This is a genomic window from Flavobacteriales bacterium (assembly GCA_016704485.1).
GTDB lineage: Bacteria > Bacteroidota > Bacteroidia > Flavobacteriales_F > PHOS-HE28 > PHOS-HE28.
Window position 1 is genome coordinate 1,181,251 of sequence record JADJAA010000001.1, and the last position, 26,148, is coordinate 1,207,398.

The window sequence follows — 26,148 nt, forward strand, 5'->3', positions numbered from 1 at the left end:
TGTTCCGTAACGGGTATTGGGTGCAGAGTACCTCTTTTCGGATACCCTGTACTCGGTACTCTATCCCCTGTACTGTTCACATCATTTTGAAACCTCCGATCTCTAGCATTTGCTTTTCGCTTTCACTGCGGGACCCCGGTACTACGCTCTTGTATTCGTTCTTTATGGCGTTCAACCATTTCTTGGAACGTTCCAGTAACTGGAAGTCGTCGGTCATCATTCGCCCGCGCATTACGAGGATCCCGATATCGGCACCTTCATAGAGCCAATCACCCACCCGTGTGATCCGCAGAAAGAAGGCCTCGTTCTCTTGCTCCACATAACGTCGGTGCGTATCCATGCGCCAGAAGTAAATGCTGCCATCTTCACGCATACGCCAGATGCCACTGCGCGGTGCATCGGTCACACGGCGGATATCATCCTGTGTGTGCTTGATCACCATTTGGCCCCAGCTATCGATGTTCTCTTCTTTGGCCCAGCGCCGGTTCAGCGCGTTCACGTTCAGTTGGTACGGCTGGTCCATGTACTCCATCATGTGGAACAGGTGCAGCGGTGCATCGCTCATGGCGAATACAGCGTGGTTGGTGATACTGCTCGCACCTGTTATCCGAGGATTCAATTCTCCTAAGTAGATCTCTCCGTTGTCCTTGTCGATCAAGAAGTCAAGTTCAAAGTATCCCTTGTAGCCCTCCTTGATCAGCTGATCACCGAACAACTGCGCATACTTGCGTGCCTTACGCCGGATCGTAGGCGTGAACGCTTCCGCAAAGATCTCATTGCCACACCAGCCTCCTTTGTAAGGGGTGAGTTCCTTGAAGCCGACAAGCTCCGTCATCAACGGTGCAACAACGGTTCCGTGGCGCGTTACACATGCTTCCATCGCAGCGCCATGGCAGTTGATGCGCTTCATCACCTTGCACTCTTTCTCGGCTTCGATCTCTTTGGCGTACTTGTTATAATCCTCTTCATTCTTAACGAAAAAGGTAGTATGGCCACTATCACCGAATGGTGTTTGGATCACCAGGTCGGTACCCAATCGTGCACTGACCTTATTCAAATGAGCATAGTTCTTTACGTTACTCAGTACGTAAGGAACACACGGGACGCCTGCCTTTTCCGCAATGCGGTTCGTGTTCACCTTGTTGTCCATGAAGGTGCGCATCTTGGCACTGGGGAACATCACCTCGAGCCCCATTTTCTTCGCCAGCTTCTCCGTCTTTTCATCGAACATCAGGAACAGCACCTTGCCTGCTTTGCCTTTCACTTTACGCGCATTGATGTAGTCGCGCACTTCGCTGTGGTTGAGCAGATAGTTGTTGATGTCCTCAATGCTCTGGAACTCTTCATGGGGTTCTTCCTGCATGGGGCTCATGGAGTTCGGGTGCATGCCATCAAAGCACTCGATGTACGTAATGAACTTGAACCCCTTCACCCATTCATCAGCACCCAATAAATTGAAGTTGGTAGCACTGATGAAATAGATCGGCGTCTCATTCCTGTAGAAGAAACGACGGATATCACTAACCCCCTTCACGGTTGGTTTTGCGTTGCCGGCCTTGTCCTGGGGCGGCCTTCGGACCGCCCCTTGCGGGGCGCTTTTTTCCTGCCTTTTGGGCTGGCTGCTTACGGGGGGTCTTCGTGCGCTTCTTTTCGAAGTGGTTTTCTTGCTCAGCTTTAACTTAGAATGTTCTAGACTGCCTTTGGTGCCATGGTCTTAGCGGGAGCTGAACGTGTTAGTCAGCAAAGCCTTGTCTTCTTCTTTGGTTTGCTGCAACCTTCAGAAATTTTCCTGGATGGCGTTTTCGTTAGCGGCAAGTTGGGGTTTTGCGGGGGGGGAGGGGGGCCGGCCGGGGGGGGGGGTTTTTTGAAAACGGGGGGGCCCTTGTTTGGGGTGGGGGGGGGGGGGGGGGGGTGTTTTGATAGGAGCGGGGGGGGGGGGATAATTCACCCTAATGGGGGGGCGGGGAACCCCCCCCCGGGGGGGGGGGCGGGTGGCCTTGGTGGTTTTTTTTTGGGGGGTTGTGAGTAGGGAGAAGTGGGAGGTCGGGGGGGGGGAGGGGGGGGAACGGGAAGGCGGGGTTTGTTTTGGTGGGGGGGCCGGCCGGGGCGGGCGCGGCCGGCCCGCCGGCCCGGGGGGGGGGGGGGGGCCGGCCTGCGCCCTGGGGCAGGGGTAAAACCTCCTGCGGCGCTTCCTTTCTCCCACCCTCGGGGGGGGGGAAAGAGGGGGTTGTTTGTTTGCTTTTCCCGGAGGAGGGGAGGGTTCGGGGTTTTTTTTTTTGTGTTGTTTTGTTTGTTGGGGGGGACCCCCCCCAAGCCCCCAGTCCCCTTGGGGGGGGGGGGGAGGGGGCTGGCGCCGCGCGCCAACGGGGGGGGGGGGGGGGGTCGTGGGTGGAGACCTTGCTCATGCTTTCTTCGTCTTTTTCGTTGTTTTTCCCGACCCATTGCTCACGCTGGTCGCCATGCGCATACCGCCCATTGCAGTTCCTGTCCGCTGCCTTCCAAGCGCCGCGTCGGTGAATACACGCAGACCTAATTCAGGTCTATACCCGTGTATTTCTTTTACATCGATGGCGAGCAGAAAGTCGATGATCTCATGGTTGATGACCTGGCCCGGAACAAGCACAGGAAACCCTGGCGGATAAGGGATCACGAAAGATGCGGATACCAACTCCTGACCGGCCTGCATCACGGAAAGACAATCGTGCAATTTGAAATGGACGCAACGTTCTTCTTTGTAACTCAAAAAATAGGCGGCGCGTAGGTCGCCACCGGGTACACCAGGAACAGCAACGAAGGAATTGTGGAAGTGACTGAAATCCGGTAAGGGCGGAACCTGCTCAACGAGTGATCGGATGGTGGAGATGTGGAGCTTCTTTTCCGCGTGGTCCATTCCAGCATTGCGCGTTTCAAGATCATCCGCGATCTCCAGTAGGACTTTGGTCAGGTAAGCGATCGATCCTCGCGTGGTACCAATGTTGGTCATGAACAACACGCTGTTCCGGCTGGTCTTGTTCACTTGGATGGAATACTTGTCCATCAAGTATTTGTTCTTGAACGTGTCCCCATCAATACCCGTTCTGCCGGTGAACAGGTTGATCTTGGTGGGGTCCAATGCAAATTCATCTTCGGCCCACGCCTTCTCGATATCATTCCAACCACTTTCCCTTGAATAGTATCCCTCGATACCGCTTTCCCGATGTTCTTTCGGGATCAATTCCCCAATGGTGATGATGTCGAACCACTTGAGCAATTTCGGATTCTCGCGGATCGTGCGCCTCAACATCATACCGAGTTCGATGGCTTTCTCTACGAGTTCATATCCCTCGAATTGCACTTGCCTGCGACCGATATCCAAACTCCCTAGGATCTGATAATTGGCACTGGTGCTGGTGTGCGTCATGTACGCTTCGTGGAACGCCGCTTCGCTCTTACGCTTGAAATCCTCATCCCAAATGTGGATCATACTGCCTTGCCGCATGGAGCTCAAGGTCTTGTGCGTACTCTGTGTCGCATACGCGCGTATCCGCACTTTTGCGGGATCCGGCATGCGTGGATGCTCTCCTTCTTTTAACGAAGCGATATGCGCTTCATACGCTGCCTTATATTCTTCGGTCCTGTACTTCTTGTGCAGCTTGTCCGCAACATACATCGACGTGCGCTTGCGCATGATGGCGCTGAACCGTGCGAACGCGAACCAGGCCTCGTCCCACAGAAAGATCATGTCCGGCTTCAGTGCAAGCACTTGTTCCATTACGCGTTCCACGTTGTAAACGACACCATCGAACGTGCTGTTCGTGAGCAGGACCATTTTTACTTTGTCCAAGCGCCCTGCGTTCTTCAGGGTGATCAATTTTTCGCGGATGTGCTCTAACGGAACCGCACCGTACATGCTGTATTTTGGCAACGGATAACTGTGCAGATAGACCGGATATGCACCGCTAAGTACCATCCCGTAGTGATGGCTCTTATGGCAATCGCGATCGATCAATACCACATCACCGGGCTCTACCAACGCCTGCACCACGATCTTGTTGGAACTGCTGGTGCCATTGGTCGCGAAGAACGTATGCTGGGATCCGAACGCATCACGCGCAAGTTCCTGGGCCTTCTTCAACGGACCGGTCGGCTGGAGCAGCGAATCAAGTCCACCGGTGGTTGCGCTTGTTTCAGCAAGGAACAGGTTACGACCGTAGAACTCGCCAAAATCCCGTATCCAACGGCTTTTGAATACGCTATTGCCACGCGAGATCGGCATGGCGTGGAATACGCCCATGGGCCTCTTACTGTATTCCTTGAGCGCTGTGAAGAACGGCGTTTCAAAGCGCTCACGGATCCCGCGAAGAACAGTGAGGTGCATTTCCTGAAGGTCCTCACTGCGATAGAAGATCCTGCGGAAATTCTTGAGCGTTGATTCCTGCAAGCCACTGAGCGGCGTATCCGTTACGTAGTACCGGTCGATCTCCGGTCGGAAATCCCGCACCAAGCTTCCAAGCTTAGGGCCTAGGTCGCTCTTGTTGATGGTGCTAAGGTTGAGCGCATCGAACAGGTGAAGGAAAGGGCGCAGGATCCCGTTCGCATTCGCACTCGGGAACGGCACCCCATAGCGTATCACGCACGCTTGGATGTTGTGATTGAACAGGAGTGCGATCAGCGCATCCTGTACCGTGCGTACCACGATCACATCATACGTGAACCGATCGCTCTGATCCCGGCATTTGCGCAGTTTATGCTTCAGCGCGTGTTCCTCATCGGTATCGATCTCATCCACGAACAGTACCTCGAAATAATTCTGCTTATGACGATCATGTTCGTGAACGTGTTCCTCCGGACCGCTCTGGGTATCCTCACTGTACAACGGGTCATTCCGAAAGGAGCCACTTACCAGGTCGCGAACTATATGCGCAACAGCTGTATGGAACGTATGCCACTGTTTGGTGTCTACCAGCTCGAGTAGTGAATGGATCCGCTCCAGACCAGGAAAAGCCCAATACGGCTCGATGACAAGTAATTCGTTCAAGGCCTCTAATGCAATAGTGCTTTTGCCACGCCCTTCATCCAGCGCTATGGCCTCCATCTTCAATTTGTTCCATGTGAACGAACGAAGCCTGGCGGCATTGAAGTGTTGGCGAGGAAGACTGGTCTGTGGCATTTTCATGGCAGTAAAAGGTAGAACGTTTCCTGACTCACAACATGAGAGAGCCACCAATGGCGTTGATGGTCTTTAGATCCGCAAATAGCACCATGCAAGTAGCAGATGCTGCGAACAACATCCGTTATGCATAGGGCCCATCACACACGCTCTCGTCATTGTAAGTAACGACGAATGTAGGGGACGAGATCACCGCTTTTTCGGGGCAGCTCTTTTTTTCACCGCGTGGCTTTTCACTTTAGCAGTGATCGGTCTAGCTGCGATCGCTTTGGTGGCTGCTTTTACCTGCTTGGCCTCCGGCACGCGACGTGGAGGTCCTTCGTGCAAGGCCAAACGGTTCCCCTCACTGTCTATGAACAATGCGAATGAGCCTGCCTGTTCACTGATCATGGTGCGCGGCATTATCACTCTGCCTCCTGCTAATTCTACGCGACCCAATATGCTATCGAGGTCGTTTCCGGCATTGAGGTAGATCAATACCCCCGTAGCATTGGGGACACAGCCAGGGCCAGCGACCAGCGCACCTCCTATACCCTTATCCGCAGGGAAGTAAGCCATGGCATAATCCGTGGATGTGTTGATCTCCATCTCGATGCTATAAATGGCATTGTAAAAAGCAGCCGCTCGGTGGATATTGTATACTGGTATTTCGAACCAACTGATAAAATCCTTGATCTTCTGGTGGCTCTTGTTCGTTGTGGTACTTCCCATGGAGTTCGCCTTGGCGTTTTTGGTTAAGGTTTCCAATTGCACGGATCGCCTTGGGTTCAAGTTTCGGGTGCTTCCGAAGTTGGCCTGAAAGAGGTCTCGACAGTTGTAACGGACGGGTCGTGTACGATACGCGCTTCATCGCGCATCTGTAACTCCCCAAGTTCCTGCAAGCGTGTCGGTTTGATCAATGGGCCGAGGCTTTCAAGATACGAAAGTTTTTCGCCTTTCCTATAGATCGTGTAGTCGATCGGGTTGTCGCGGAAGCTTTTCAACGGCTGTCCAAGACGGAGAATGCCCAGTTCACGACTTCTGCGAACTTTGGTCAAATTGATCTCGATCGGGAAATATTCTTCGTTGTTCTGTGCTTGGTAGATGACCTTGCCGTCCGGCCCGCATACGATACTACGGCCGCTGCCACCCGTATCCAGCCCGTTCACATCAAAGAAATAACACTGGTTAATGGCTGCTGTCGAACGCGCAATGCTCAATTCGATCTCGCGATCTATCGTGCCTGTTAACGTAGGATGAAGGATCACCTCGGCACCCATGGCAGCAAGCGTACGCGATGTTTCAGGGAACCACATGTCGTAACAGATGCTTACACCGAATCGACCAACGTTCGGTACATCGAACAAGCAGAATTCACTGCCCGGTGTAACGCCAACCTCATACGGATAGAAGGGATACATCTTCCGGTATCGTGCAACAACACTTCCTTCCGGGTCGATCACCGTGGCCGTATTGTAGATCTTTCCATCCTTTTTTTCGAATATGCTACCCGGCAATAACCAGATGCCATGCTTTGCAGCTAACGCGCACATTTCCTGTTCGAAAGCACCAGGCACTTCCTGTGCATTGTGTGTTAATGGACCGTATGCGCAGAGCTCGCTGAACACCACCATTTCCACCCAAGGATAGATGTGCATCAGAATGTCCAGCTTCAGCTTCATAGCTTCCACATTGCTGTAAGAAGCACTTACGCGCATCTGGACTCCGGCTATTGAGAATGGTTTCATGTTTTTTGGGTGGTTGGTAATGGGTACTGGGTACTGGGTGCGTTCTACTCAGTACTCAGTACCCGGTACCCTGTACTCTTTACAATTCTTCAACTTCGCGTTCATCACCTATCCCGCAACGATCTTATCCAGTTCCTCTTCCATGATGTCCAAGCCTTTGTTCAGCAGTTCATCACTGATCACCAGCGGACATAGAATACGGATGATGTTCTTTTCAGTACCCGCGTTGATCACGATCAGATCACGTTTTGCGCAAGCTGTCATCAAGGCCGCGCAGGTATCGGCATCGGGCTGGTGCGGGTCGTTGTTCTTCACGAACTCCATCGCCAGCATGGCACCGAGTCCGCGCACATCACCGATGCATGCATGCTTTGCCTTCATCTTCTCGAACCGGGTGCGGATCACCTTGCCTACATGGTTGCCTTTCGCGTTGATGTCGATCTCCTCCATGTACTTCAGTGTCGCCAACGATGCAGCGCAACTGAGCGGGTTGCCGATGTACGTACCGCCAATGCTGCTTGGCCCGGCCTTGTCCATCACTTCCGCCTTGCCCATTACGGCCGCGATCGGCATGCCGCTTCCCATGCTCTTCGCCCACGTGCTCAGGTCCGGTGTTACGCCGAACTGTTCGTACGCGCTCCAAGCTCCTGTTCGGCCGAATCCACTTTGGATCTCATCGAAGATCAAGAGAATGCCGTGCTTATCGCAGAATGCACGCAAGCCTTTCAGGTAGGCCGATGGTGCCACGTTGAATCCGCCTTCGCCCTGCACCACCTCAATGATGATGGCCGCCAGGTTCTCCGGTGCAACGGTGTTGTGTGAGAGTTCTTCCAACCGGTGCAGTTCGGCTTTTACGAAATCAGCTTCGGTACGACCAGCACCATACCGATAGAAATTCGGGTATTGCGTGCGGTACACCTCCGGAGCGAACGGACCACAATCCGGCTTGTAGCCCACCTTGCTGGTCAAGGTCATGGCCATTAGGGTGCGACCATGGAACGCATCGGTGAAGCATAACACGCCTTGCCGTTTCGTCGCTTGCCGAGCGATCTTGATCGCATTCTCAACCGCCTCCGCACCGGTGCTCACCAACAATGTTTTGGTTGGCCCACCATGTGGCAGCAGTGCATTCAACTTTTCGCAGAGCGCGATGTACGGCTCGTAGCTGGCCACATTGAAACTGACGTGCAGGAATTTCGCCGCTTGTTCCTGGATCGCTTTCACAACGGGCGGTGGGCAGTGCCCTGCATTCACAACGCCAATGCCACCGGCAAAGTCGATGAGCTCCCTGCCATCCACATCCGTGATCGTAGCTCCGCTGGCATGCGCTGCAGTAGCATGGTTGAACATGCCGACCCCATTGGGAACGGCATTCTTTCGGCGAGCGATCAGTTCTTGGCTCTTGGTTAATTCGGTGGTCATTGTTATGCGTAGTTGTGGTTGCAAAGGTCTCCTAAAGGCCGGTACTAACATAGGCAGCACCAAGATTCTTTGGGCAAGGTTGCTAACAAATGCAATGATCTATCTTCGATCCCGTACCGTTGCACTGCAGAATTTTTGCAAGAGCTGGTTGTTACGTGTTCCGGCTGGCGTGTAGAAGAATGGAACCGTGCCGGTGGCAGGCAGGACGCTGAGAACACAGATGCTGCGCATCGCAGATCATAATGATATGTCTGCCGAACGGAGGATTTGAAAGAGTAATGGTTTCTTCGTCCATCCCCACAGGGACGCATCGCGGCCCACGGCCACAAGGCCGTCACTCCGGGCAAGGGAGGCTCTGCGACCGCAGACCCGGAGTCTCACCAATGCCTACGCAATACATCAGTTCAAATACATACAGCACCACACAACTTAACCTATACCGAATAAGGAACGCGCCATAGCCGATCTTTAACGGAAATTAAAAACAGGAAAAATGAAAATAGCCTCAATCGTACTGCTCCTAATTCTTCCGTTAGCCCTTCTCGGTCAAAACAAGAAAATTGAATTTGGATTGAGTCTTGGCAATAATGGACAACTTGACAAAACTCTCAACGACTACTACTTCCCTGGACACGAAACAGCCTATTTGGACGACTCCTATGAAGACAAGACCACCAACTTGAAATATAGCGGTTCTTTGCGCTACTTTATTAACAAAGAGATATCCATACGTCTCAAATTTGGCTATGCCATTAGGAAGGACTATTACACGAAATCAGACCCTGACCGTTACGTAGACTACGACTTTAAACAGACCGTATTCAATGTTGGACCATCAATTTGTTTTTCCAAGTCCTTTGACAAATTAGAAATCATGACTGGTTTTGAGATCCCTATTTTCTCTGTCGGGAATTTCAACTTTAGCTCGAACTACAAGGTAATACCTGACAGCATAACTGTAACTCAAGAGGTAAATTCAACAATTACTATGGGAGGTGGATTGATCTGGGGAGTGAACAACTTTATTTGTCTTAGATACTTTTTTACAGACCGAGTTGGGATTGGGGCGGAGTTCGACTATGGCTTACTGTTTGCAGATCTTGGGGATACGTATCAACGAGGAACAGAGTATGTGATTCCGTCACAACCCACGACCAACTCGGAATTTGACAAGCAGTATAAAAAGACATTCTTCTCTCCACCAGAAGTTTCTTTCGGACTTTATATTCAGTTATGAAAAACAAGAGGAACCATCGCTAACAACGTGTAAAGCATAGGGGACTGAAAGACACTCAGATGCAAGTTCAGGTCTTTCCATAGCATGGGAGGTCAAGGGTCAATTTAGCGGAAACATTCCCTACATATTTACTCCAAACGTCAGCCCCCCCACCCCCCAAAAAAAACGCCCCCAACTTTCAAGTCAGGGGCGTTCCAATTTCGGATAGGTAATTCCCTTCACCAAGGCCAAGCGAACACCAGCTGAGGATCGAAGCGTGGTGGAGTGCCCCACACCATGCGCACCGTTGTGCCTACTACATCGTAGTCTCGGTCCAAGAGGTGTTCGTTGGCGGGTGTGTTCAGTTCGGGTACTGCTATGCGGTGTTGGGTGGGCAGCAACCACCGTTGCAATTCCAGACCTACTTCAGACGCATCTGCCACGATGTAGCCGTTGCCGAGTATCGGTAGCAACACACCGCGCACCTGCCCACCTTCTACATAGGCTTGGCCCGCGTAGTGGTGTTCCATCAAGAGCATGCTGCGGTCTTCGCCGGTTGCGCGTTGGTCCAGCCGCAGCAGGGCCAGGGTATGGTGGGGTTGCATAATAGCCACTTCGTCGCGGGTGGCTTCTTGGAAGAGGCCGTTGGCGTAGGTGGAAAAGGCGCATTGCTCCACCAATCCTTGCCGTTCCCAAAAGGCCAGGATGCGCGGATCGCAATGCAACAAGATCGGCATGTGCTGCGCCGTGTGCTGAGCAACTATTGCGTGCCACAACAAGGTGCCCAAGCCGTGGCGCTGGTGCGCAGGGTGTATGTGGAAACGCCCGACCTGCGCACTGGTAGCGAACCGTACCACGGTGGCCAGGCCGAGGACCGCATTGGCGTGTACAAGCACCATGGCGCTAGCGTAGGGCGTGTGCAAACACCAGCGCACATGCGCCAACAGTGCGGCGGCGGCGGTGGGGTGCAGCGCAGCGACGGCGGGCAGGTCTGCGGTGTGCATGGGGCGTATGGTGGTCTGCATGGGTGTAGGTGTTGTTTCAACGACCGCGACCCCGGCGGCCGCGTTTGGAGCGGGCACCGGGGCCTTGGTCAATTGCGGCATGCTCAAGCGGCCTTCGCGTTTGCAACGTCGCTCAGTGGGCTTGCTCCGGCAGCACCCAGTGCCACTACCCGGAAGAAGTATTCCTTACCACTATTCAAGCCGGTGATGGAGACCCGGTTCTTGCCCGTGGTGGTGTAGAGGCTCCAGTCGGCTTCCACTTTCGGATCGCCAGCGCAGATGGATACCTCGTACACCAAGCGGCCCTTCACGCCTTTGTAACGTAGTTCCACTTTGCCGGGGTAAGCGGTGCTAACAGCACGCACATCCTGCGGTGCTGGCAACAGGCCCAGCGGATGGCGTCCCGCTTCCATTTCGAAACCGGCACTGGTGATCAGCGTCGCTTCGCCACCACTGGTGGTCTGCACGTAGGCACCCAGATCGGCACGCATGGCCTTTAGTGCCACAAAGGCCAGGTCACGGTCCTGCTTGTCCAAGCGGCTACGGCTGAAATCGTAGGCCTGCACTGCCGTGTCCAGAGCGTTCGTGGCGGCGGTGAAGGCCGCCAACGTCGGATTCGGAGTGGTGTACGCTGCATTGCCCGTGAGCATGCTGATGTTCGTGCGGCTTTTATCGACCAAGGCCACAAAGGTCACTCGGCTGTGTCCGAGTTTTACTGCATACCATAGTTTGTTCATTTTGCGAGGGCCTATCATGCTGTACCCACAAACGCTTTTGTTATGGGGTGTTAATCGTAGCGCGGTTCGCATTCGTTCAAATACCCCCGGCTGGCCGGGGTGTCATTCACCAACGGCTAGCCGGGGGTAGGCCTGCTGAAACCTGCGCCCACCGTGGGTTGTAGGAAAGTGTACATACCCACGTCGCAAGTAGTGTTGTGCGTGTGCTGCATAGCCCTGCATGCGCCACAAGTACATGTACCGATGGCGCAAGTACATGTACTGATCGCAAGTACATGTACCGATGGCGCAAGTACATGTACCGATGGCGCAAGTACATGTACCGATGGCGCAAGTACATGTACCGATGGCGCAAGTACATGTACCGATGGCGCAAGTACATGTACCGATGAGACAAGTACATGTACCGATGGCGCAAGTACATGTACTGATCGCACAAGTACATGTACCGATGAGACAAGTACATGTACTGATGACGCAAGTACATGTACCGGTGGCACAAGTACATGTACCGATGGCGCAAGTACATATACTGATTGCACAAGTACATGTACCGATGGGGCAAGTACATCTACCGATAACGCAAGTACATGTACTGATGAGACAAGTACATATACCAAAAGCACAAGTACACGTACCACGGGAACAAAAACGACTGGCGGCACGCGGTCTACAAGTACCCGTTCTGGACCACTAGAGTGCCTCACGAAAAGAATAGAAGAATGCGCCCTATAGTAGTATGGTATAGCATTCAGTTCCCGGCACCCCCAGAACAAGCATGTGCTACCCCCAGCCTAACCGCCGTAGGAGGTCGATCATCTGCTCGCGCGAAGCACAACCTGTGCGCTTCACCACTTGTTTGCGCATGCTCTCGGCACCATTGTATTTAATGCCCAAGCGTACGGCGACCTCCTTCAGTTGCGGGAACGGTGGCCGTGCATAGCACATCAGGAATTGGCGTTCGCGGGGTGTTATGGCGGCGGCCGTACACTCCGGCGGTTTCGCTTCATTCTCCATTTCCCAAGACAACCGCAACGCCTTGGTCACCCATTCGTTGTAATAGAAACCAACAGTGCGCAAGTGGTCCAAGGCCCTCAGGAGTTCCTGTGGTTCTTTTTCCTTGGAGACAATGCCACGGGCACCACACGCCATGATCCTTCGGGCAATGTATTCATCCACTGCAAGGCTTAAGCCCAACACCTTGGTGCGCGCATGGTGGCGTGTACACCATTGCGTGGTCTCATACCCATCCCGCCGTGGCATGCTCAGGTCCATTACCACAATATCGAAATGCCCAACCGTGCGGCACAGCTCCTCAAAATAAACGCCATCGGCTGCTTGGTGTACTTCCCCCGCATAGGGCCAATTCTCTAACTGTCGCACAAATCCATCACGAACAAGCGGATGGTCGTCCACAATAGCAAGGCGCAGTTGTTCTTTTTCCATGGTCGGGAGGTGACCTTTGTACTACAATGCTACTATGGAATTGAACAGTTGGTGTGCTTTTAAGAAAATAAATATGCTCTGATCCTCGATAGGGTTATCGCCATGCGGCGGGCAGGGTTTGGAGGTGAAGAACCTACGTGGGTTTAAAGGTGAACGTGCGGAGGTTTTACGGTGCGTTCTGCTCAGTCCTTCATGAAGCGCATTGCAAAGCTTCCGTTGCGCAAGAAGTAAGTGCCCGGTGCTAGATCATGCACATCAATGGTACCTGTGTAGGCACCGGGAAGTGTTGCCAATTGCCGGATCAAACGGCCATCCATGGTAAGGATCTGTAAGAAGCGGTCCTGTGCATCGCGATCAATGGTGTAACGCAATACGCTTTCCACGGGATTGGGGGAGATGGACAACCGATCTTCCGTATGATCGGAGATCCCTGTAGTAATGTCGGGCACCACTTGCACTACCAACGTGCCAGTCGCGGAAGTCGTGTTGGCCGTGTCGTTCTGTGCCACATACGTTATGGTATGGAAACCAATATCCGCTTCATCCGGTGCCATGAACGACGTTACCAGTGCTTGCGCCCCTTGCGTGTTGGACAGTTCGGTGTAGGACTGTACCGTGGTACACTCGGAGACCACGTTGACCGATTGCCCCGGACCACCGGCCAACACCAACATGTCATATTCCAATTCACCACCTACCATCACAACGATGGTATCACAGTCGCTCTGCCAAGCGAAAATAGGCGACACCCCAACGGGATCCGCAGTGCTGAAGACAAAATGTGCGCTATCCAACCAGTCCACACCTGAGCCTTCACCATAGGGTCCGTCGTAGTTCATACCCAGCTCACGGAAACGACCAACTTGGGCATAACTGACATCGGCGCCCGTTGCCTGATTTACACCTACCGTGGCCGGGATCCCTCCAGAACCATTCGCGCCGCTGTTGCCATCGCTAGTGGCCCACTGCATGTTACCATAGCAAAAACTCACATTGTTGCCACCCGGGATCACCGGATCAGTGCCATCGGTAATGATCACCTGAAAGGAGTTGAGCAGATCGGTCTGGGCCGACCAATAGCCGACCCGATGCCAACTCACGAAAAGTGCAGTAGGAGTTAGCTTGTAGCTGACCCTGTTGCAATCCACACAGGATCCGCGCAGGTCCACATCGCTCCAGAACGGCGCAATGAACCGGGACCCATGTAGCGGGAAAGGCATTTGCGTTGAACGTGATGTCGGCAAAGTCAAAGGATAGCAGACCGTTCGTATTGATGAAGACCGTGTCCGCGTCCACACCAAGGAACTGGAAGTTGAACGGTAGCGTGATCGGTCCGAAGGTCCCATCATCCGGCGGGGTGGTGGATGTTTGGGTATTGCTTGGGATGTACCACATGTTGTTCGTAATGGTGGTATAGCTGCTATCGGGTTCCAACCAACAACCGCACTGTGCATGTGTCTTGGCCATAAAGAGGACAACGAAGGTTGCAAGTAGGGTTGTTCGCATAGCAGAAGAGTTCATGATCAACAAATGTAGATCGACCCGCAGGTGCCGTTAGCTTCTGGCGGGAACTTGATGGAGTTGGTCGGGAGTGCTGAGACCCTGCGATCAGCACGAAGTATTACGCATGGGCTGGAACCGGAGCGCGGCTTACTGCACTAGCCCATCGGTTCCGGTATCGTGATCACCCGTTGCACAGGGAAAACGTTCTCTGGTCGGGAAGCTTTGTCCACTACCGTGAACGCGTGTACGATGTGTGTGAACCGCGACCGCTTGCGATCGAAGTAGAGGTAGGGCTTCTGGCTGCCAACGAGCTTATCTATCGCGGGCACATCCATGGGCACCACCCACGTGGGCGGAATGTCGAGGTCCGGAGCCTGCTCCAGCATGCTACGCGCACGCTCCCGAAGCGTATCGCGCTGAAGCATGTATACTTTGATGATCGCTTCCTCGAAACTGTTCATCGCCTTGGTCGTTAATGGGTGGGTTCTCTTTTCCTGACCTCGCTTTGCAGGTAAGCGTTCTTCATCGAGTCCAACTCCACCATCATGCGGTGCATGAAGCGATCATTCATCTCCATCCGTTTCTGGAAAAAGTCATCATGGAAAAAGTCATGATGAAAGAGGGTGTCGTTGAAGAACAGATCGTTGAACCCGGGATCGTTCAAGAATGGATAGCGCAGTCCCATACGCGGCTTGAAGTCGTTGAAGACACTGTCCATGAAGGCCGGATCACTGTTCTGGCTGCGATAGATGGAGGTGTACGTGGAATCGAAGGCCACCAGGTTACCGTTCTCATCGTACTGCTTGTTCACGCGCACGTCCACGTGCGGAGTGCTGATCCCTTGGGCAAGCGTGTCCGTGCTCAAAGGTGTATGTTGGTTGGTGGTCTGCCCATTGCAGGCGGAAAGGTTGAGCATGATCGCTATCCAAGCGAGCATGCCCATGAATGCGCTCTTGGTTTTCATTGGTCCATAGGGGTTTTTAATGTTCTAGGAGGATCGGGATGCCATCCGCTGCACAGCGGACGACATCCCACTTCCGGCCATCTCCGCAGCACTACGCCGCGGTTACTTGCACGATCACTTGATGCTGATCATGCGCGTCTTGGGCTTGGCCTCCTCGCTTTTTGGAATTGTGAGTTGCAGTACGCCATTCACGTACTCTGCCTTGATGGATTCGGCATTCGCGCTCTGCGGCAACACGAAGCTGCGCTCGAACGCCGTGCGACTGAACTCGCGCCGGGTCCATCGGAGTTCTTTGTTCTCATCTTCCACAGTGTGCTCTCCGCGTATGGTAAGGGTATCGTCCACCATCTCCAGCTTCAGGTCTTTCTTGTCGAATCCCGGGGCCTGCATCTCCAATTTGAACGCTTCATTGTTCTCGGTGATGTTCACGCGTGGCGCGTGGTCCTGCCATCCGTCGCTTCCCAGAAAACGACCAATGTGCTGGCCAAAGATCTCACTGGCCAAACGATCCACCGGTGAAGCGGAAGTCACCGGAGATTGCTTATACTTCATAAGTGTCATTGTGTGTTTGGTTTTTTATTTTCCCCGGCCACCATGGTCGGAGTTCTGATCTACGGATCACAGATCCTTTGCCAATGCCTGCAACCTGACGATCTGTAAGTCCTGTTGAACAATTTTTGTAAACGACCCTAGTGTACGAATGTCGATCTTTCAGCGACGCTGAAAAGTTGACACTACCGCACGTTCATGAACCGGGATACGCACGTACGGACCAACGCAGGATACAGGCGTATTTGGCGCTGCTATCCTAGTAGGGAGCGCAGCGTTTACGAACGAGGACACGATCCAACGTAAAGCTGATGGTACGCTCCATGAACGCACAGCAACCGCTTGCACTGTTCACCCAAGTGGCTGCACCGCCTCCTCGATCCGCCGGGTCAACTCCTGTTGGTCCATGCTCACTTCGCTGCCCTGCCGGTTGCCCTCCAACTGGTACACCATGGTACCGGTCTGGAAGTCCCACTTGCGGCCCACGATGCGCCGCCGCGCAAAAGGACCCAACTCCACGCTATCGCCCACCTTGTACCTGCAGAAGAGCTCGATCTCCTTTACAATATCCTCTTGCGAAACGTTGTAATGAATGATCAACGCTTGGTCCTTGGCCTTGGCGTGGATGGTATACAACCACAGCAACACCGGGTGCGGCGTTTTGCTGATGATGGGGTAAATGCCGTTCCAGAAAGGGACCAGCCCGTGCACCGGGCAAGGGGTCTTGGGTATGCGCATCGCCGAGTTTCTCGTCAAGGGGTTGGCGATAAGGTACGGATCGGAAAGGGGGAAAATGGAGTGATGGAAAAGAAGCAGGGTTTCCGAAGATGGGAGACGCTGCTAATGTTTGAAGGGGTTGAAACCGCAGCACGCTAGGTTGCGCGTGTTCCTGTTTATAACATCGTGGGCGCACATGCCCCGCTCCAAAGTACCTTGCCACCGTACCAGCTGTATGGGTTGAAGGATGGGGTGGTTGGGGTTGTGGAAGGGAAGTAGAACTTTGGAGAATGAAGAAGGAAATACGCCCCACCCCGGCCCTCCCCGATTGGGAGGGGGCAGACCCCAACCCGGCCCTTCCGCCAGTCGGCAGCGAGGGGGCAATGCCAAGCGCGCGTGGTGTGGGTGGTGCCGTGCATGGGTTGCATACGGCCAATGTGCGCATCTATGAACTATTGAAGGAGCGTGCTCGCACGATGCGCACGAACCCCACCAAGGCTGAAAAGGTGCTGTGGCGTGCGTTACGAGGTAACAGGACCGGCACCTATTTCCGGCGGCAGCATGTGTTGGGCAATTTCATTGTTGATTTCGTTTCCTTGGATCGCAGGTTGGTGATCGAAGTGGATGGCGACATCCATGATCACCAACAAGACTATGATGCCTTGCGCACGCAGTGGCTCAACCAAACAAGTTTTCACGTACTGCGCTTCCGCAACGAAGAGGTGTTATTGCATTTGAACAGCGTACTTGAACGCATCGAAACCATCATTCAGCAGCGCCCGTCGATCGTAGCACTCTGACCCTCACCGCCGGGGAGGGCAGGGTGGGGCGCATTGGATTCACTTCGATCTGATCACCTTTGTAACCATGTCCCTCTTCCAATCTGCCGTTCTCAATAAGTATTTGAAAGACCAAAATGATGCCCGCGTGGCTGCGGCGTATGCCACGTTCACGGCGCACTTTCATGATCCCAGTATACAGGCCAACATCCGCGAAGCGAAAGAAGAGCAGTACCAAGAAGGGTTCTTGCGCGACCTCTTCGTGAATGTGCTGGGCTACACGCTGAACCCGCAAAAGGACTACGAGCTTACCAGCGAATTCAAGAACGAGAAAGGCGCGAAAAAGGCCGATGGCGCCATCCTTCAAAAGGGCAAAGCGTTGGCGGTGATCGAGCTGAAGGGCACCGATACCACCGACCTACAGACCATCAATACGCAGGCCTTCAACTACAAGGCCAACCACACCGATTGCGTTTACGTGATCACCAGCAACTTCCACAAGTTGCGGTTCTTTATTGACAATGCGGTGGAGCACATCGAGTGGGACCTGTTCACGTTGAATGCGGAAGGGTTCCGGTTGCTGTGGCTTTGTTTGCAGCGCGACAATCTGCTGAGTGGCATCCCCAAAAAGTGAAGGCCGAGAGCCTGCAACAGGAGGGAGAAGATCACGAAGCTGCTCTACAAGGATTACAGCACCTTCAAGAATGCGTTGTGGCAGGATCTCTGCACCAACCACCCGGAACACGATAAACTGGTTCTCTACAAGAAGACCCAGAAGCTGCTGGACCGTTTCCTCTTTGTGCTCTTCAGCGAGGATAAAGGTTTGTTGCCGCCGAACACGCTGCGCGGCATTCTGGAACAGTGGCGCAAGCTTACTGAACTGGACGAGTACCGACCGCTCTACGAACGGTGCCAGAAGTATTTCGGTTGGCTGAATGCCGGATACAAGAGCAGTACACAGGAGATCTTCGCTTACAACGGTGGCCTCTTCAAACCGGATGAATTGCTGGACAGTGTGCGCATCAGCGATGCGATTCTGGAGACACACCTCACCGCATTGCATGCGTACGATTTCGGTAGCGAGGTGGACGTGAATATCCTCGGCCACATCTTCGAGCATAGCCTCAATGAGATCGAGAACATCACCGCGCAGCTGGAGGGCCGCGCCGTGGATAGCAAGAAGACCAAGCGCAAGAAGGACGGTGTGTTCTACACGCCGAAGTACATTACCCAATACATCGTGGAGCATACGGTCGGCCGGCTGTGTACCGAGAAGAAGGACGAGCTGGGCGTGCTGGACGAGGAGTATGCCAAGGGCCGCAAGGGCAGGCAGAAGAAGACCATTCAAGAACTGGATACGAAGTTGGATGTGTACCGCGATTGGCTCCTGAGCCTCACCATCTGCGACCCCGCCTGCGGCAGCGGCGCCTTCCTGAACCAAGCACTGGATTTCCTGATCGCTGAGCACCGCTACGTGGACGAACTACAGGCCAGCTTGCTGGGCCATAGCATCACCTTCAAGGACATCGGCGACCACATCCTGGAGCGCAACATCTTTGGTGTTGACATAAACGAAGAGAGCGTGGAGATCGCACGCCTTAGCCTCTGGTTGCGCACTGCCACCAAGGGCCGCAAGCTGAACGACCTCAGCAGCAACATCAAGTGCGGCAACAGCCTGATCGACGACCCCGCCGTGGCCGGTGACAAGGCCTTTGATTGGAAGAAGGAGTTTCCGGAGGTGTTTGCGAAGGGTGGGTTTGATGTGGTGATTGGGAATCCGCCGTATGTGCGGCAGGAATTGATCAAACCGTTTTCAGCAAGTCTTGAAGCAGGTTATCAAGTATTTTCGGGAAAGGCCGATCTGTTCACATATTTCTATGAACTTGCATATCGCATCTTATCGCCGCACGGTCTCTTATCCTTTATCTCGTCAGGAAAGTTTTTCCAAGCAAGTTATGGGACACCTCTCGTTACGTTCCTGACCAAGCGATTCCGTTTTATTGAGGTAGTTGATTTTGATGACCTTGATGTCTTTGAGGGGATTTCGGCGTACCCATTGATTTTCACTGGACGCAAGGAGGAAGAACCCAAGAACTACGAATTCGCTTATGCCTTTGTGCCTGACTTGATCTACCACTCTTTGGCTGAGTTGATGGGTGCATTGCCATACGACAGCATTCGAATGGTTGACTTCATCGCGAACGATTTCAGTTTTCATACGCCCATTGAAGCGGCACTTATCAATAAGCTTAGTTATGGCTCAATTTATCTGAAGGACCTTGGGTTACTTCCTTTAGTAGGAATCAAGACCGGATACAACGAAGGCTACCTTACCACTGCGTCGACCCAGGCTACAATCAAACCTTACATATTCGGGAAAGACATCAAGCGATATACGCGTCCGATGGCTGAAACCCAGGTCATCTTCCCATATGAGCGACGTGATGGTGAATACACCTTACTCAACGAGGAAGAACTAGGGATTGCGCTCCACACACTTCAACTACAGAGAGGTCGCTTGGAAACTCGCGCTATTATTTGCGACGGGGTAAAGAATGGTTCAAAGATTTGGTACGAATACCAGCAGATCAACCGCAAACTGGACTTTGATCAAGAGTACATAGTCTATCCTAACGTTTCCTTGGGAGCGAACTACACTCTGAGTAGGAGTTGTGTACTAGACATGACCGGCTTCGTCATCCCAACCAATGATCTATACATCTTGGCACTGTTGAACAGTGCTCTATTGCAGTTTGTGATGTCAAAACTTGCGATCACTAGGCGAGGCGGATATCAGGAATATAAAGTCCAATACATCCAGAAGCTACCGATCAAGAAACTCAAAGATTCTGATAAGTCCCCATTCAAGATTAAAGCCGAAGCAGCCTTGAATTACGCGACTCAGTTGAACGAATTATCAATCAGGTTTACCACTCTTCTCCTATCCAAGTACACCCTCCCAAAACTTTCGCGCAACTTGGAGAACTGGCCCGTGCTGGATTTCAAGGGCTTCTTGAAGGAGTTGAAGAAAGCGAATGTGACGCTAACCCTTGCCGAGGAGGCGGAGTGGCTGGGCTACTTTACCGAGCAGCAGACCAAGGCCCGAGCGCTGCAAACCCAGATAGACAAGACGGATAAAGAAATTGATGCGCTGGTGTACCAGCTGTATGGATTGACAGAGGAGGAGGTTAGGGTTGTGGAGGGGAAATAGAACCCAGCCTACTTACCCTTCCTTTTTGCCAACCCTGCCTTGATGTTCTGCAGCTGGTTGCGCGCTACTGTTGCCTCATAAGGCTTTACCACATAGCTCCGATAGCGCGCATTGTGGCAAGAATCCTTCAGCAAACGGTAATATGAGGCCACCCCCGGCAAGTGGGATTTGACAAGATCCACAGTGGCTTCGTGTTTCGAGGGTTTGTCGCCCGGCCCTTTTCGCGCGTATCTACTCCCAAAATATTGGTCGAAGGAGTTGAGCGTTTCCCCTTTCTCGGTCAGCGGAAATAGCTTTTCATAGACCAAGTGCATCGCCGAATAGAATGCAGTAGTGATCACCCAATCCGGAAAAGTCCCTGATGTATTCAGTAGGTCGCAAGCGGCTTCGTTGTGCGCAGCGTGACCTTTCACGAGTTCAGCTCTTTAGCTTCAGCACATAACCATCGGCTGCAAGTGCCTTCGGATCAAGGTCTTTTCCACCAGCCACGAAGGAGAACCGAATATGGAACTGATCGTTGGTGACGGTGCTTTCCAACGCGTTGACCACGTCGTACACCTTCAGCAGTTTATCGCTCTTGAAGGCTGCTTCGGTTGCGACGATCATTACGCTGAATCGATGCCAAGAATCAATGCGCAACAGGGCACTTTCGGTCTTCAACTTTTGTACTTTGAAAGCCTTCAGCACCTTGTTGGTTTCCGATCCGGCCTTGGAAAGATTCTCGGTCAAGGCCTTCAGAAGTAGTTGACGAGTTGCTTCACTGCCTTCCTTAAGTCCATCGGCTTTTCCAACTTCCTTGCCCTTGAAATATGCTTGGATCACCTCGTCGGGGCTGTAATGATCCTTCTTGGGTACGGTCAGTTCCCAAGGCTTGGAGCCATTTGTTTGTATTACGGAAGTTGCCATTGGGCTTTAGGATCGGTACTTGCGTTCCTCTTTTTTGAGGATCGAGGCATTAGATAACTTCTCTGCCGACTAAAATGCCCGAGGTGTATTAAGAAGCTTGCACTTCAACGGCATGAAGCCGACCTTCATACACCTCAGGCATGCCAAAGATACGTAAACTGGTCGCGAGTGGGACATGGCGCGTGAAAGGTTTTGAGCGCAGATATCAACTAAACAGCAGCACGGTCTTTGCTTCGAGACCCTGCGATCTGCGGGTACCGAGGCTTAAACGCACCCCCCTCAATCCAACCGGTGCGCCAACGTCACCGTCTTCTTATACTTCTCCACGTTGCCGGCCAGGTCAAACACTTCCAGTACTACGATGTAGGGTCCCATACGAGCCAAGGATCCGCCATCCATGATGCCATCCCACGAGATGGCGCCTTGTGTGCCGAGCTGTAAGTTCTCCATCAGCTTTATTGCTTCACGCCCTGCGATGTCGTACACGATCATGTTCCCCACAAAACCGGGTTCGTTGAAGGTGTAGGCGATGGTGAGCACATCCTGGTAGCCATCGTTATCCGGACTGAAGATCGCGGGTTCGATGGTGAGCTCGCCGCTTGGGTCCGCGGTCTCGGAGTACTGCGAATTGCGGTAGCCAGGCGTTGCTCTGCCGGCTACATCGGATGCCGTTTGCCAGTTGCTGTTATCATCGGTCGGGCGGTCCGGATCCACGCGTTCCAAGCTGTAGCCTTCGGGGTTGTTCACCAATTCGAAGTGCAGGTCGTCCGTGTAATTGAAGCGATCCAATGTGCTGCCATCCGGGGCTAGCAGAACGACTGAACCTTCACCGTTGTTGTAGCTTGGCAATGCATTCTCCACGAACCGTTCGGTGCGGCTTTGAGGGTACACGGAAGCGATGTTAGCGGCGTTCGTTGTGATCACCACGTACTCGCCGGGGAGCAGCAGCAATGCACTGTTGATCGCGGTGGGGCTTGCGATGACACCGCCAGTAATGTTGGCCAATTGCATTCCGGCAAGGGTCAATGTTTTTTGTGAACGGTTATAAAGTTCTATGAAATCGCTTCCGTCCACAACGGGGTCATACAACACTTCGTTGATCACGACATCGCCACTATCCACCGGTTCGGGTAACGCAAAGTTCACAGTGTTGTTGGTGCTGATCAGGTTGCCCGTGCAATCCGACGCATCTTCTACCACAAGCGTATAGACGACGCCCTCCACAAGGGGCTGCAGCAATTCTACGGTCGCTCCGTTGGTGACGTTCGGGAACACATCGCCGGTGGCGATCAGCGGTGTAATGAAATAGTTGGCGCCCACCAAACTGCTTGCATCCATGGCTTCACTGAAGACCACGATGAGCGAAGTAGGGGAGACCACTTGCACGTTCAACAGGCTTGGTGGTTGGGTGTCGGGGATGATCGCGAAGATGGAGTTCTGCGTGCCCGGTGTGCCACCTGCTGGTGCCACGCTTGCACGCCAGTTGCTTGCACCGCTGCACGGTGATGTCGGGTCGATCTGTTCCAAGGACCCACCGCCATCATCCTTGATGCCATCCTGGTACCAGCTCAGCGCATAGGTGACCGCATCGATGGTGGTCAACACATTGTCGGTAAGCACTAACGCATCGCCATCGTTGTTCAACGCAGGTAGGCTGGTGATGCCGAGTTTGTTCGGAACGGTCGCGAATACGGGCAGGTTCGCTGCGGCGATCACTAACACATATTCACCGGGCAGCAAGGTGTAAGAAGGCAGCAATACCGGCGTACCGCCATCACTGAACGTCCACCCATCCAGGTCGAAGGTCTTGTTGGTGGTTGCGTTGTAGAGTTCGATGTATTCCACTTCGGGCAATCCGATCACGGGGCTCGGGTCCGCGAAGATCTCGTTGATCACCACGTCGCGGTAGGCGGGTTGTTCAGGCACCGCGTAAGTGAACGGGAATGATGCGGAGGCCATCGCGTTTCCAACAAGGTCCTCTACGCCATTGATGATCAACGTGTAGGTGTTGCCACCGGTAAGCGCACTGATCAAGGTTAGGTGTACACGGTTGAATTGAATGGCATCGCGCACGGCAGCGGTTGCTGAAAGAAAGGGCTGAATGTCATAATTGCTGGCCACATTCGCCGTGGTGGGATCCACCGGCTCATCAAAGACCACATCAATGTTCAACGCATCAATGACCTCTACCGCTACGATGGTCGGTGGCGCAAGATCCACTGGTATGATACCTGCGAAGAAGTCATCGAAGAAATGCCCGTTCACCGCGCCAGCCAAGGTGCTCTGCACGATGGAGATGCCGAAATGCGTGCTGGTGGTGATGTCGGTATCGGTAACCGGTGGAAGGTCAACGAACGTACCCAAGTTCCCATCGTCGTAGGAGAGTGTCCATGCGTTCGCAGTGCTTCGCTCAACGCGGATCTTGAATGGATTGGTACTGCTGCTGTTCACGATCCCCGCAGGACTTACCACTACGGATGTATTCACGCCCCCAACGCGTTTGAACAATTCGATCACATCGGCAGTACCGCCCATCCGTACGAACCAACCATTCAGCGTGAGGCTGAGGTCGGCGTTGTCACTGATCAGATACACATCCACGAAATTGGCACTACTGGTCGCAAAGCGCAGGTCCGCGAACCACTCCCAGCGTGCGTTGCTGGCAAGGGCGCTCGGTGTGGTAAGTTGATACGTTGCGGCACCCGGACTGTTGCTGCGTAACCGGTTGTTGCTGACATCGGGTACAACGATGAATTGCGTGGTGGAGCCGCTCCAGACCGGTGCCGCACTGAAGTCACCATCGGTAAAGTCATCCGTGAACTGCGCTGTGCCAAGGAACGGGAACAACAAGGCGATGCATGCTGCAAGTAGTGATCGAAGTACGTAGTGCATGTGGGGGTATAGGATCGGAAAGGTAGTACTTTCGGGCACTGTAGCACGGTATCCTACTACGCGGACAAATATTCCTACAGAAGCATGAACGTTGCAGTCGTTGGTGCCACCGGTATGGTGGGTGAAATTATGTTGAAGGTGCTTCAGGAGCGCAAGTTCCCGATCACGGAACTTTTGCCAGTGGCAAGTGAACGCTCAGTAGGCACCACGATCCAGTTCAACGGTAAAGAACATACGGTGCTCAGCATGGAACAAGCGGTTGCCATGAAGCCCGCCATTGCCATCTTCTCTGCGGGTGGTGCGGCATCGCTGGAGTGGGCACCGCGCTTCGCTGAAGTGGGGTGTACGGTGATCGATAACAGCAGTACGTGGCGCATGGATGCCACCAAGAAATTGATCGTGCCGGAGATCAATGGACATCTGCTTGGATCCGAGGATCGCATCATTGCCAATCCGAATTGCAGCACCATCCAATTGGTGATGGCCTTGGCTCCCTTGCACAAAGCGTACGGTGTGGAACGGGTGATCGTTTCCACCTATCAATCCGTAACGGGTACCGGCGTTAAGGCTATGCAACAACTTACCAATGAGCGCAACGGAGTGCCCGGCGAAATGGCGTATCCGTTCCGCATTGAAGGGAACGTGATCCCGCGGTGCGATGCGTTCATGGAGAACGGCTACACCAAGGAGGAAATGAAATTGGTGAATGAAACGCAGAAGATCCTTGACCCGAATATCCGCGTTACCGCAACCGCTGTGCGCGTGCCGGTTACCGGTGGACATAGCGAGGCCGTGAATGTGGAATTCGCGAAGGAGTTCCAGCTCACAGAGATCGTTCGATTATTGGAACAGACACCGGGAATAACCGTTCAGAACGACCCGGAGCAGGACTTGTATCCGATGCCGATGCATGCCAATGGAAAGGACGATGTGTTCGTGGGCCGCATTCGCCGGGATGAAACCCAACCGCGCACGTTGAACCTGTGGATCGTTTCGGATAACCTGCGCAAAGGCGCTGCTACGAACGCGGTGCAGATCGCGGAGTTATTGGTGAAGGAAGGGTTGGTCAAAACAGGTGTTACTAGCGTTTGATCCGTGCGGATAATTCGTGCAGCGGATCAGTGGTGTTTTTTCTAATTGCCAGTTGACATGAACACAAAGTTGAATGCACTTAAACCTCGGCACTGGCTCCTTGTTAGGAACCCCACCCGCAGTGCGCAGGGTCTTGCCGGACGGCAGAAGAGACAGCGTGGGTATAAGGTCCGAAGTCTATTGGGAGATCTTGACATCTAACACTCTATTGTGCTTTACATGCCTTAATAGTGCAATAGAATGAACTCAACGCACCGACCAAGTCCAGAAATAAACGCAACTGTTGTTACAAGCCACTAGTTAGCGGTCATTGTAGGACGACCCATCGAACAGTAGACAATAATTTTAACTATGGACAATATAAAAGAAAAAGACAACTCAAAAAATTTAGCTCCAACACCTTTTGCTCAGACCTATTTTCACGGGACAAAAGCAGGCCTAAATCTTGGTGACCTCATAGAAGTTGGTTACAATTCAAATTATGGACAAAGAAAAAATTCAAAATATATTTTTCTTGCTGCTACATTAGACCCTGCAATTTGGGGGGCTGAACTTGCTGTAGGTGACGGACGAGAAAGAGTTTACTTGGTTGAGCCAACAGGACAAATTGAAAACGATCCTGATTTAACTGACAAAAAATTTTCAGGAAATCCGACAATGTCGTATCGTTCTACTGAACCATTTAGAGTTGTCGGTGAAGTTGCCATTTGGCAAGGACATCCAGCCGAGCAAGTAAAGACAATGAAAGATGCTTTAACTAAACTCAAAGAACAAGGAATAAATTCTTTAAATGACGAATAAGAATAAAACAACAAATCCTCTTAAAATGGACTT

The 26,148-nt window shown here is 53.0% G+C and carries 22 protein-coding genes and 1 pseudogene; 7 read left to right on the forward strand and 16 right to left on the reverse strand.

All coding sequences use genetic code 11. The annotated features are described in order from the left end of the window. Positions 1-76: 76 nt before the first annotated feature. From IPF95_05010 to IPF95_05030, 5 genes are all read right to left on the reverse strand, one after another. Entirely contained in the window at positions 77-1,672 is a 1,596-nt protein-coding gene (locus IPF95_05010) for a biotin carboxylase (protein ID MBK6474052.1), read from the reverse strand. A gap of 729 nt (positions 1,673-2,401) precedes the next feature. After that, positions 2,402-5,149: an aminotransferase class I/II-fold pyridoxal phosphate-dependent enzyme gene (locus IPF95_05015; protein ID MBK6474053.1), complete on the reverse strand. Its 2,748-nt coding sequence runs from the start codon at positions 5,147-5,149 to the stop codon at positions 2,402-2,404. A gap of 189 nt (positions 5,150-5,338) precedes the next feature. Beyond that, on the reverse strand, positions 5,339-5,860 hold the full coding sequence (locus IPF95_05020) for a VOC family protein (protein ID MBK6474054.1): 522 nt from the start codon (positions 5,858-5,860) through the stop codon (positions 5,339-5,341). Between the two features lie 56 nt (positions 5,861-5,916). Further along, positions 5,917-6,876 (reverse strand): carbon-nitrogen hydrolase family protein, encoded by a 960-nt coding sequence (locus IPF95_05025; protein MBK6474055.1) that lies wholly within the window; start codon positions 6,874-6,876, stop codon positions 5,917-5,919. 108 nt (positions 6,877-6,984) lie between these two features. After that, entirely contained in the window at positions 6,985-8,298 is a 1,314-nt protein-coding gene (locus IPF95_05030) for an aspartate aminotransferase family protein (protein MBK6474056.1), read from the reverse strand. Positions 8,299-8,791: 493 nt separating this feature from the next. On the opposite strand from IPF95_05030, the gene IPF95_05035 reads away from it, so the two are divergent. Beyond that, positions 8,792-9,535, forward strand: a complete 744-nt coding sequence (locus IPF95_05035) for a hypothetical protein (GenBank protein ID MBK6474057.1) — start codon at positions 8,792-8,794, stop codon at positions 9,533-9,535. 218 nt (positions 9,536-9,753) lie between these two features. Here IPF95_05035 and IPF95_05040 read toward each other — a convergent pair whose 3' ends face one another. Beyond that, on the reverse strand, positions 9,754-10,539 hold the full coding sequence (locus IPF95_05040; protein MBK6474058.1) for a GNAT family N-acetyltransferase: 786 nt from the start codon (positions 10,537-10,539) through the stop codon (positions 9,754-9,756). Positions 10,540-10,622: 83 nt separating this feature from the next. Next, positions 10,623-11,255, reverse strand: coding sequence for a fibronectin type III domain-containing protein (locus IPF95_05045; protein MBK6474059.1), 633 nt, complete (start codon positions 11,253-11,255; stop codon positions 10,623-10,625). Between the two features lie 283 nt (positions 11,256-11,538). Between IPF95_05045 and IPF95_05050 the strand changes: the two genes are divergently transcribed. After that, complete coding sequence (locus IPF95_05050) at positions 11,539-11,952, forward strand: hypothetical protein (GenBank protein ID MBK6474060.1); 414 nt, start codon at positions 11,539-11,541, stop codon at positions 11,950-11,952. Between the two features lie 86 nt (positions 11,953-12,038). On the opposite strand, the gene IPF95_05055 is transcribed toward IPF95_05050, so the two are convergent. Further along, positions 12,039-12,701: a response regulator transcription factor gene (locus IPF95_05055; GenBank protein ID MBK6474061.1), complete on the reverse strand. Its 663-nt coding sequence runs from the start codon at positions 12,699-12,701 to the stop codon at positions 12,039-12,041. A gap of 182 nt (positions 12,702-12,883) precedes the next feature. Next, positions 12,884-13,921, reverse strand: coding sequence for a T9SS type A sorting domain-containing protein (locus IPF95_05060; GenBank protein ID MBK6474062.1), 1,038 nt, complete (start codon positions 13,919-13,921; stop codon positions 12,884-12,886). A 14-nt stretch (positions 13,922-13,935) separates the two neighbouring features. On the opposite strand from IPF95_05060, the gene IPF95_05065 reads away from it, so the two are divergent. Beyond that, a complete protein-coding gene (locus tag IPF95_05065) occupies positions 13,936-14,118 on the forward strand; it encodes a hypothetical protein (GenBank protein MBK6474063.1) in 183 nt (60 codons plus the stop codon). 241 nt (positions 14,119-14,359) lie between these two features. On the opposite strand, the gene IPF95_05070 is transcribed toward IPF95_05065, so the two are convergent. From IPF95_05070 to IPF95_05085, 4 genes are all read right to left on the reverse strand, one after another. After that, entirely contained in the window at positions 14,360-14,665 is a 306-nt protein-coding gene (locus IPF95_05070) for a hypothetical protein (protein MBK6474064.1), read from the reverse strand. 11 nt (positions 14,666-14,676) lie between these two features. Beyond that, positions 14,677-15,168, reverse strand: a complete 492-nt coding sequence (locus tag IPF95_05075; protein ID MBK6474065.1) for a hypothetical protein — start codon at positions 15,166-15,168, stop codon at positions 14,677-14,679. A gap of 114 nt (positions 15,169-15,282) precedes the next feature. After that, positions 15,283-15,729 carry an Hsp20/alpha crystallin family protein gene (locus tag IPF95_05080; GenBank protein MBK6474066.1) on the reverse strand — a complete coding sequence of 149 codons (447 nt, stop codon included), beginning with the start codon at positions 15,727-15,729 and terminating at the stop codon, positions 15,283-15,285. A 339-nt stretch (positions 15,730-16,068) separates the two neighbouring features. Beyond that, entirely contained in the window at positions 16,069-16,473 is a 405-nt protein-coding gene (locus tag IPF95_05085; protein MBK6474067.1) for a hypothetical protein, read from the reverse strand. 251 nt (positions 16,474-16,724) lie between these two features. Between IPF95_05085 and IPF95_05090 the strand changes: the two genes are divergently transcribed. Next, the gene (locus tag IPF95_05090) at positions 16,725-17,234 is read left to right on the forward strand and encodes an endonuclease domain-containing protein (GenBank protein MBK6474068.1); all 510 of its coding nucleotides are present in this window, start codon (positions 16,725-16,727) and stop codon (positions 17,232-17,234) included. Between the two features lie 67 nt (positions 17,235-17,301). Next, positions 17,302-20,424, forward strand: a pseudogene (locus IPF95_05095) (Eco57I restriction-modification methylase domain-containing protein). Between the two features lie 8 nt (positions 20,425-20,432). Here the strand turns inward: IPF95_05095 and IPF95_05100 are convergent. The 3 genes from IPF95_05100 to IPF95_05110 form a co-directional block, all read right to left on the reverse strand. Continuing rightward, positions 20,433-20,837 carry a hypothetical protein gene (locus IPF95_05100; GenBank protein MBK6474069.1) on the reverse strand — a complete coding sequence of 135 codons (405 nt, stop codon included), beginning with the start codon at positions 20,835-20,837 and terminating at the stop codon, positions 20,433-20,435. 4 nt (positions 20,838-20,841) lie between these two features. After that, positions 20,842-21,330 carry a hypothetical protein gene (locus IPF95_05105; GenBank protein ID MBK6474070.1) on the reverse strand — a complete coding sequence of 163 codons (489 nt, stop codon included), beginning with the start codon at positions 21,328-21,330 and terminating at the stop codon, positions 20,842-20,844. 279 nt (positions 21,331-21,609) lie between these two features. Continuing rightward, positions 21,610-24,222: a lamin tail domain-containing protein gene (locus IPF95_05110; GenBank protein ID MBK6474071.1), complete on the reverse strand. Its 2,613-nt coding sequence runs from the start codon at positions 24,220-24,222 to the stop codon at positions 21,610-21,612. A gap of 84 nt (positions 24,223-24,306) precedes the next feature. Here IPF95_05110 and IPF95_05115 point away from each other — a divergent pair, with 84 nt between their 5' ends. Further along, positions 24,307-25,314 carry an aspartate-semialdehyde dehydrogenase gene (locus IPF95_05115; protein MBK6474072.1) on the forward strand — a complete coding sequence of 336 codons (1,008 nt, stop codon included), beginning with the start codon at positions 24,307-24,309 and terminating at the stop codon, positions 25,312-25,314. Between the two features lie 351 nt (positions 25,315-25,665). Beyond that, entirely contained in the window at positions 25,666-26,115 is a 450-nt protein-coding gene (gene arr, locus IPF95_05120) for an NAD(+)--rifampin ADP-ribosyltransferase (GenBank protein ID MBK6474073.1), read from the forward strand. The last annotated feature ends 33 nt before the right edge of the window (positions 26,116-26,148 follow it).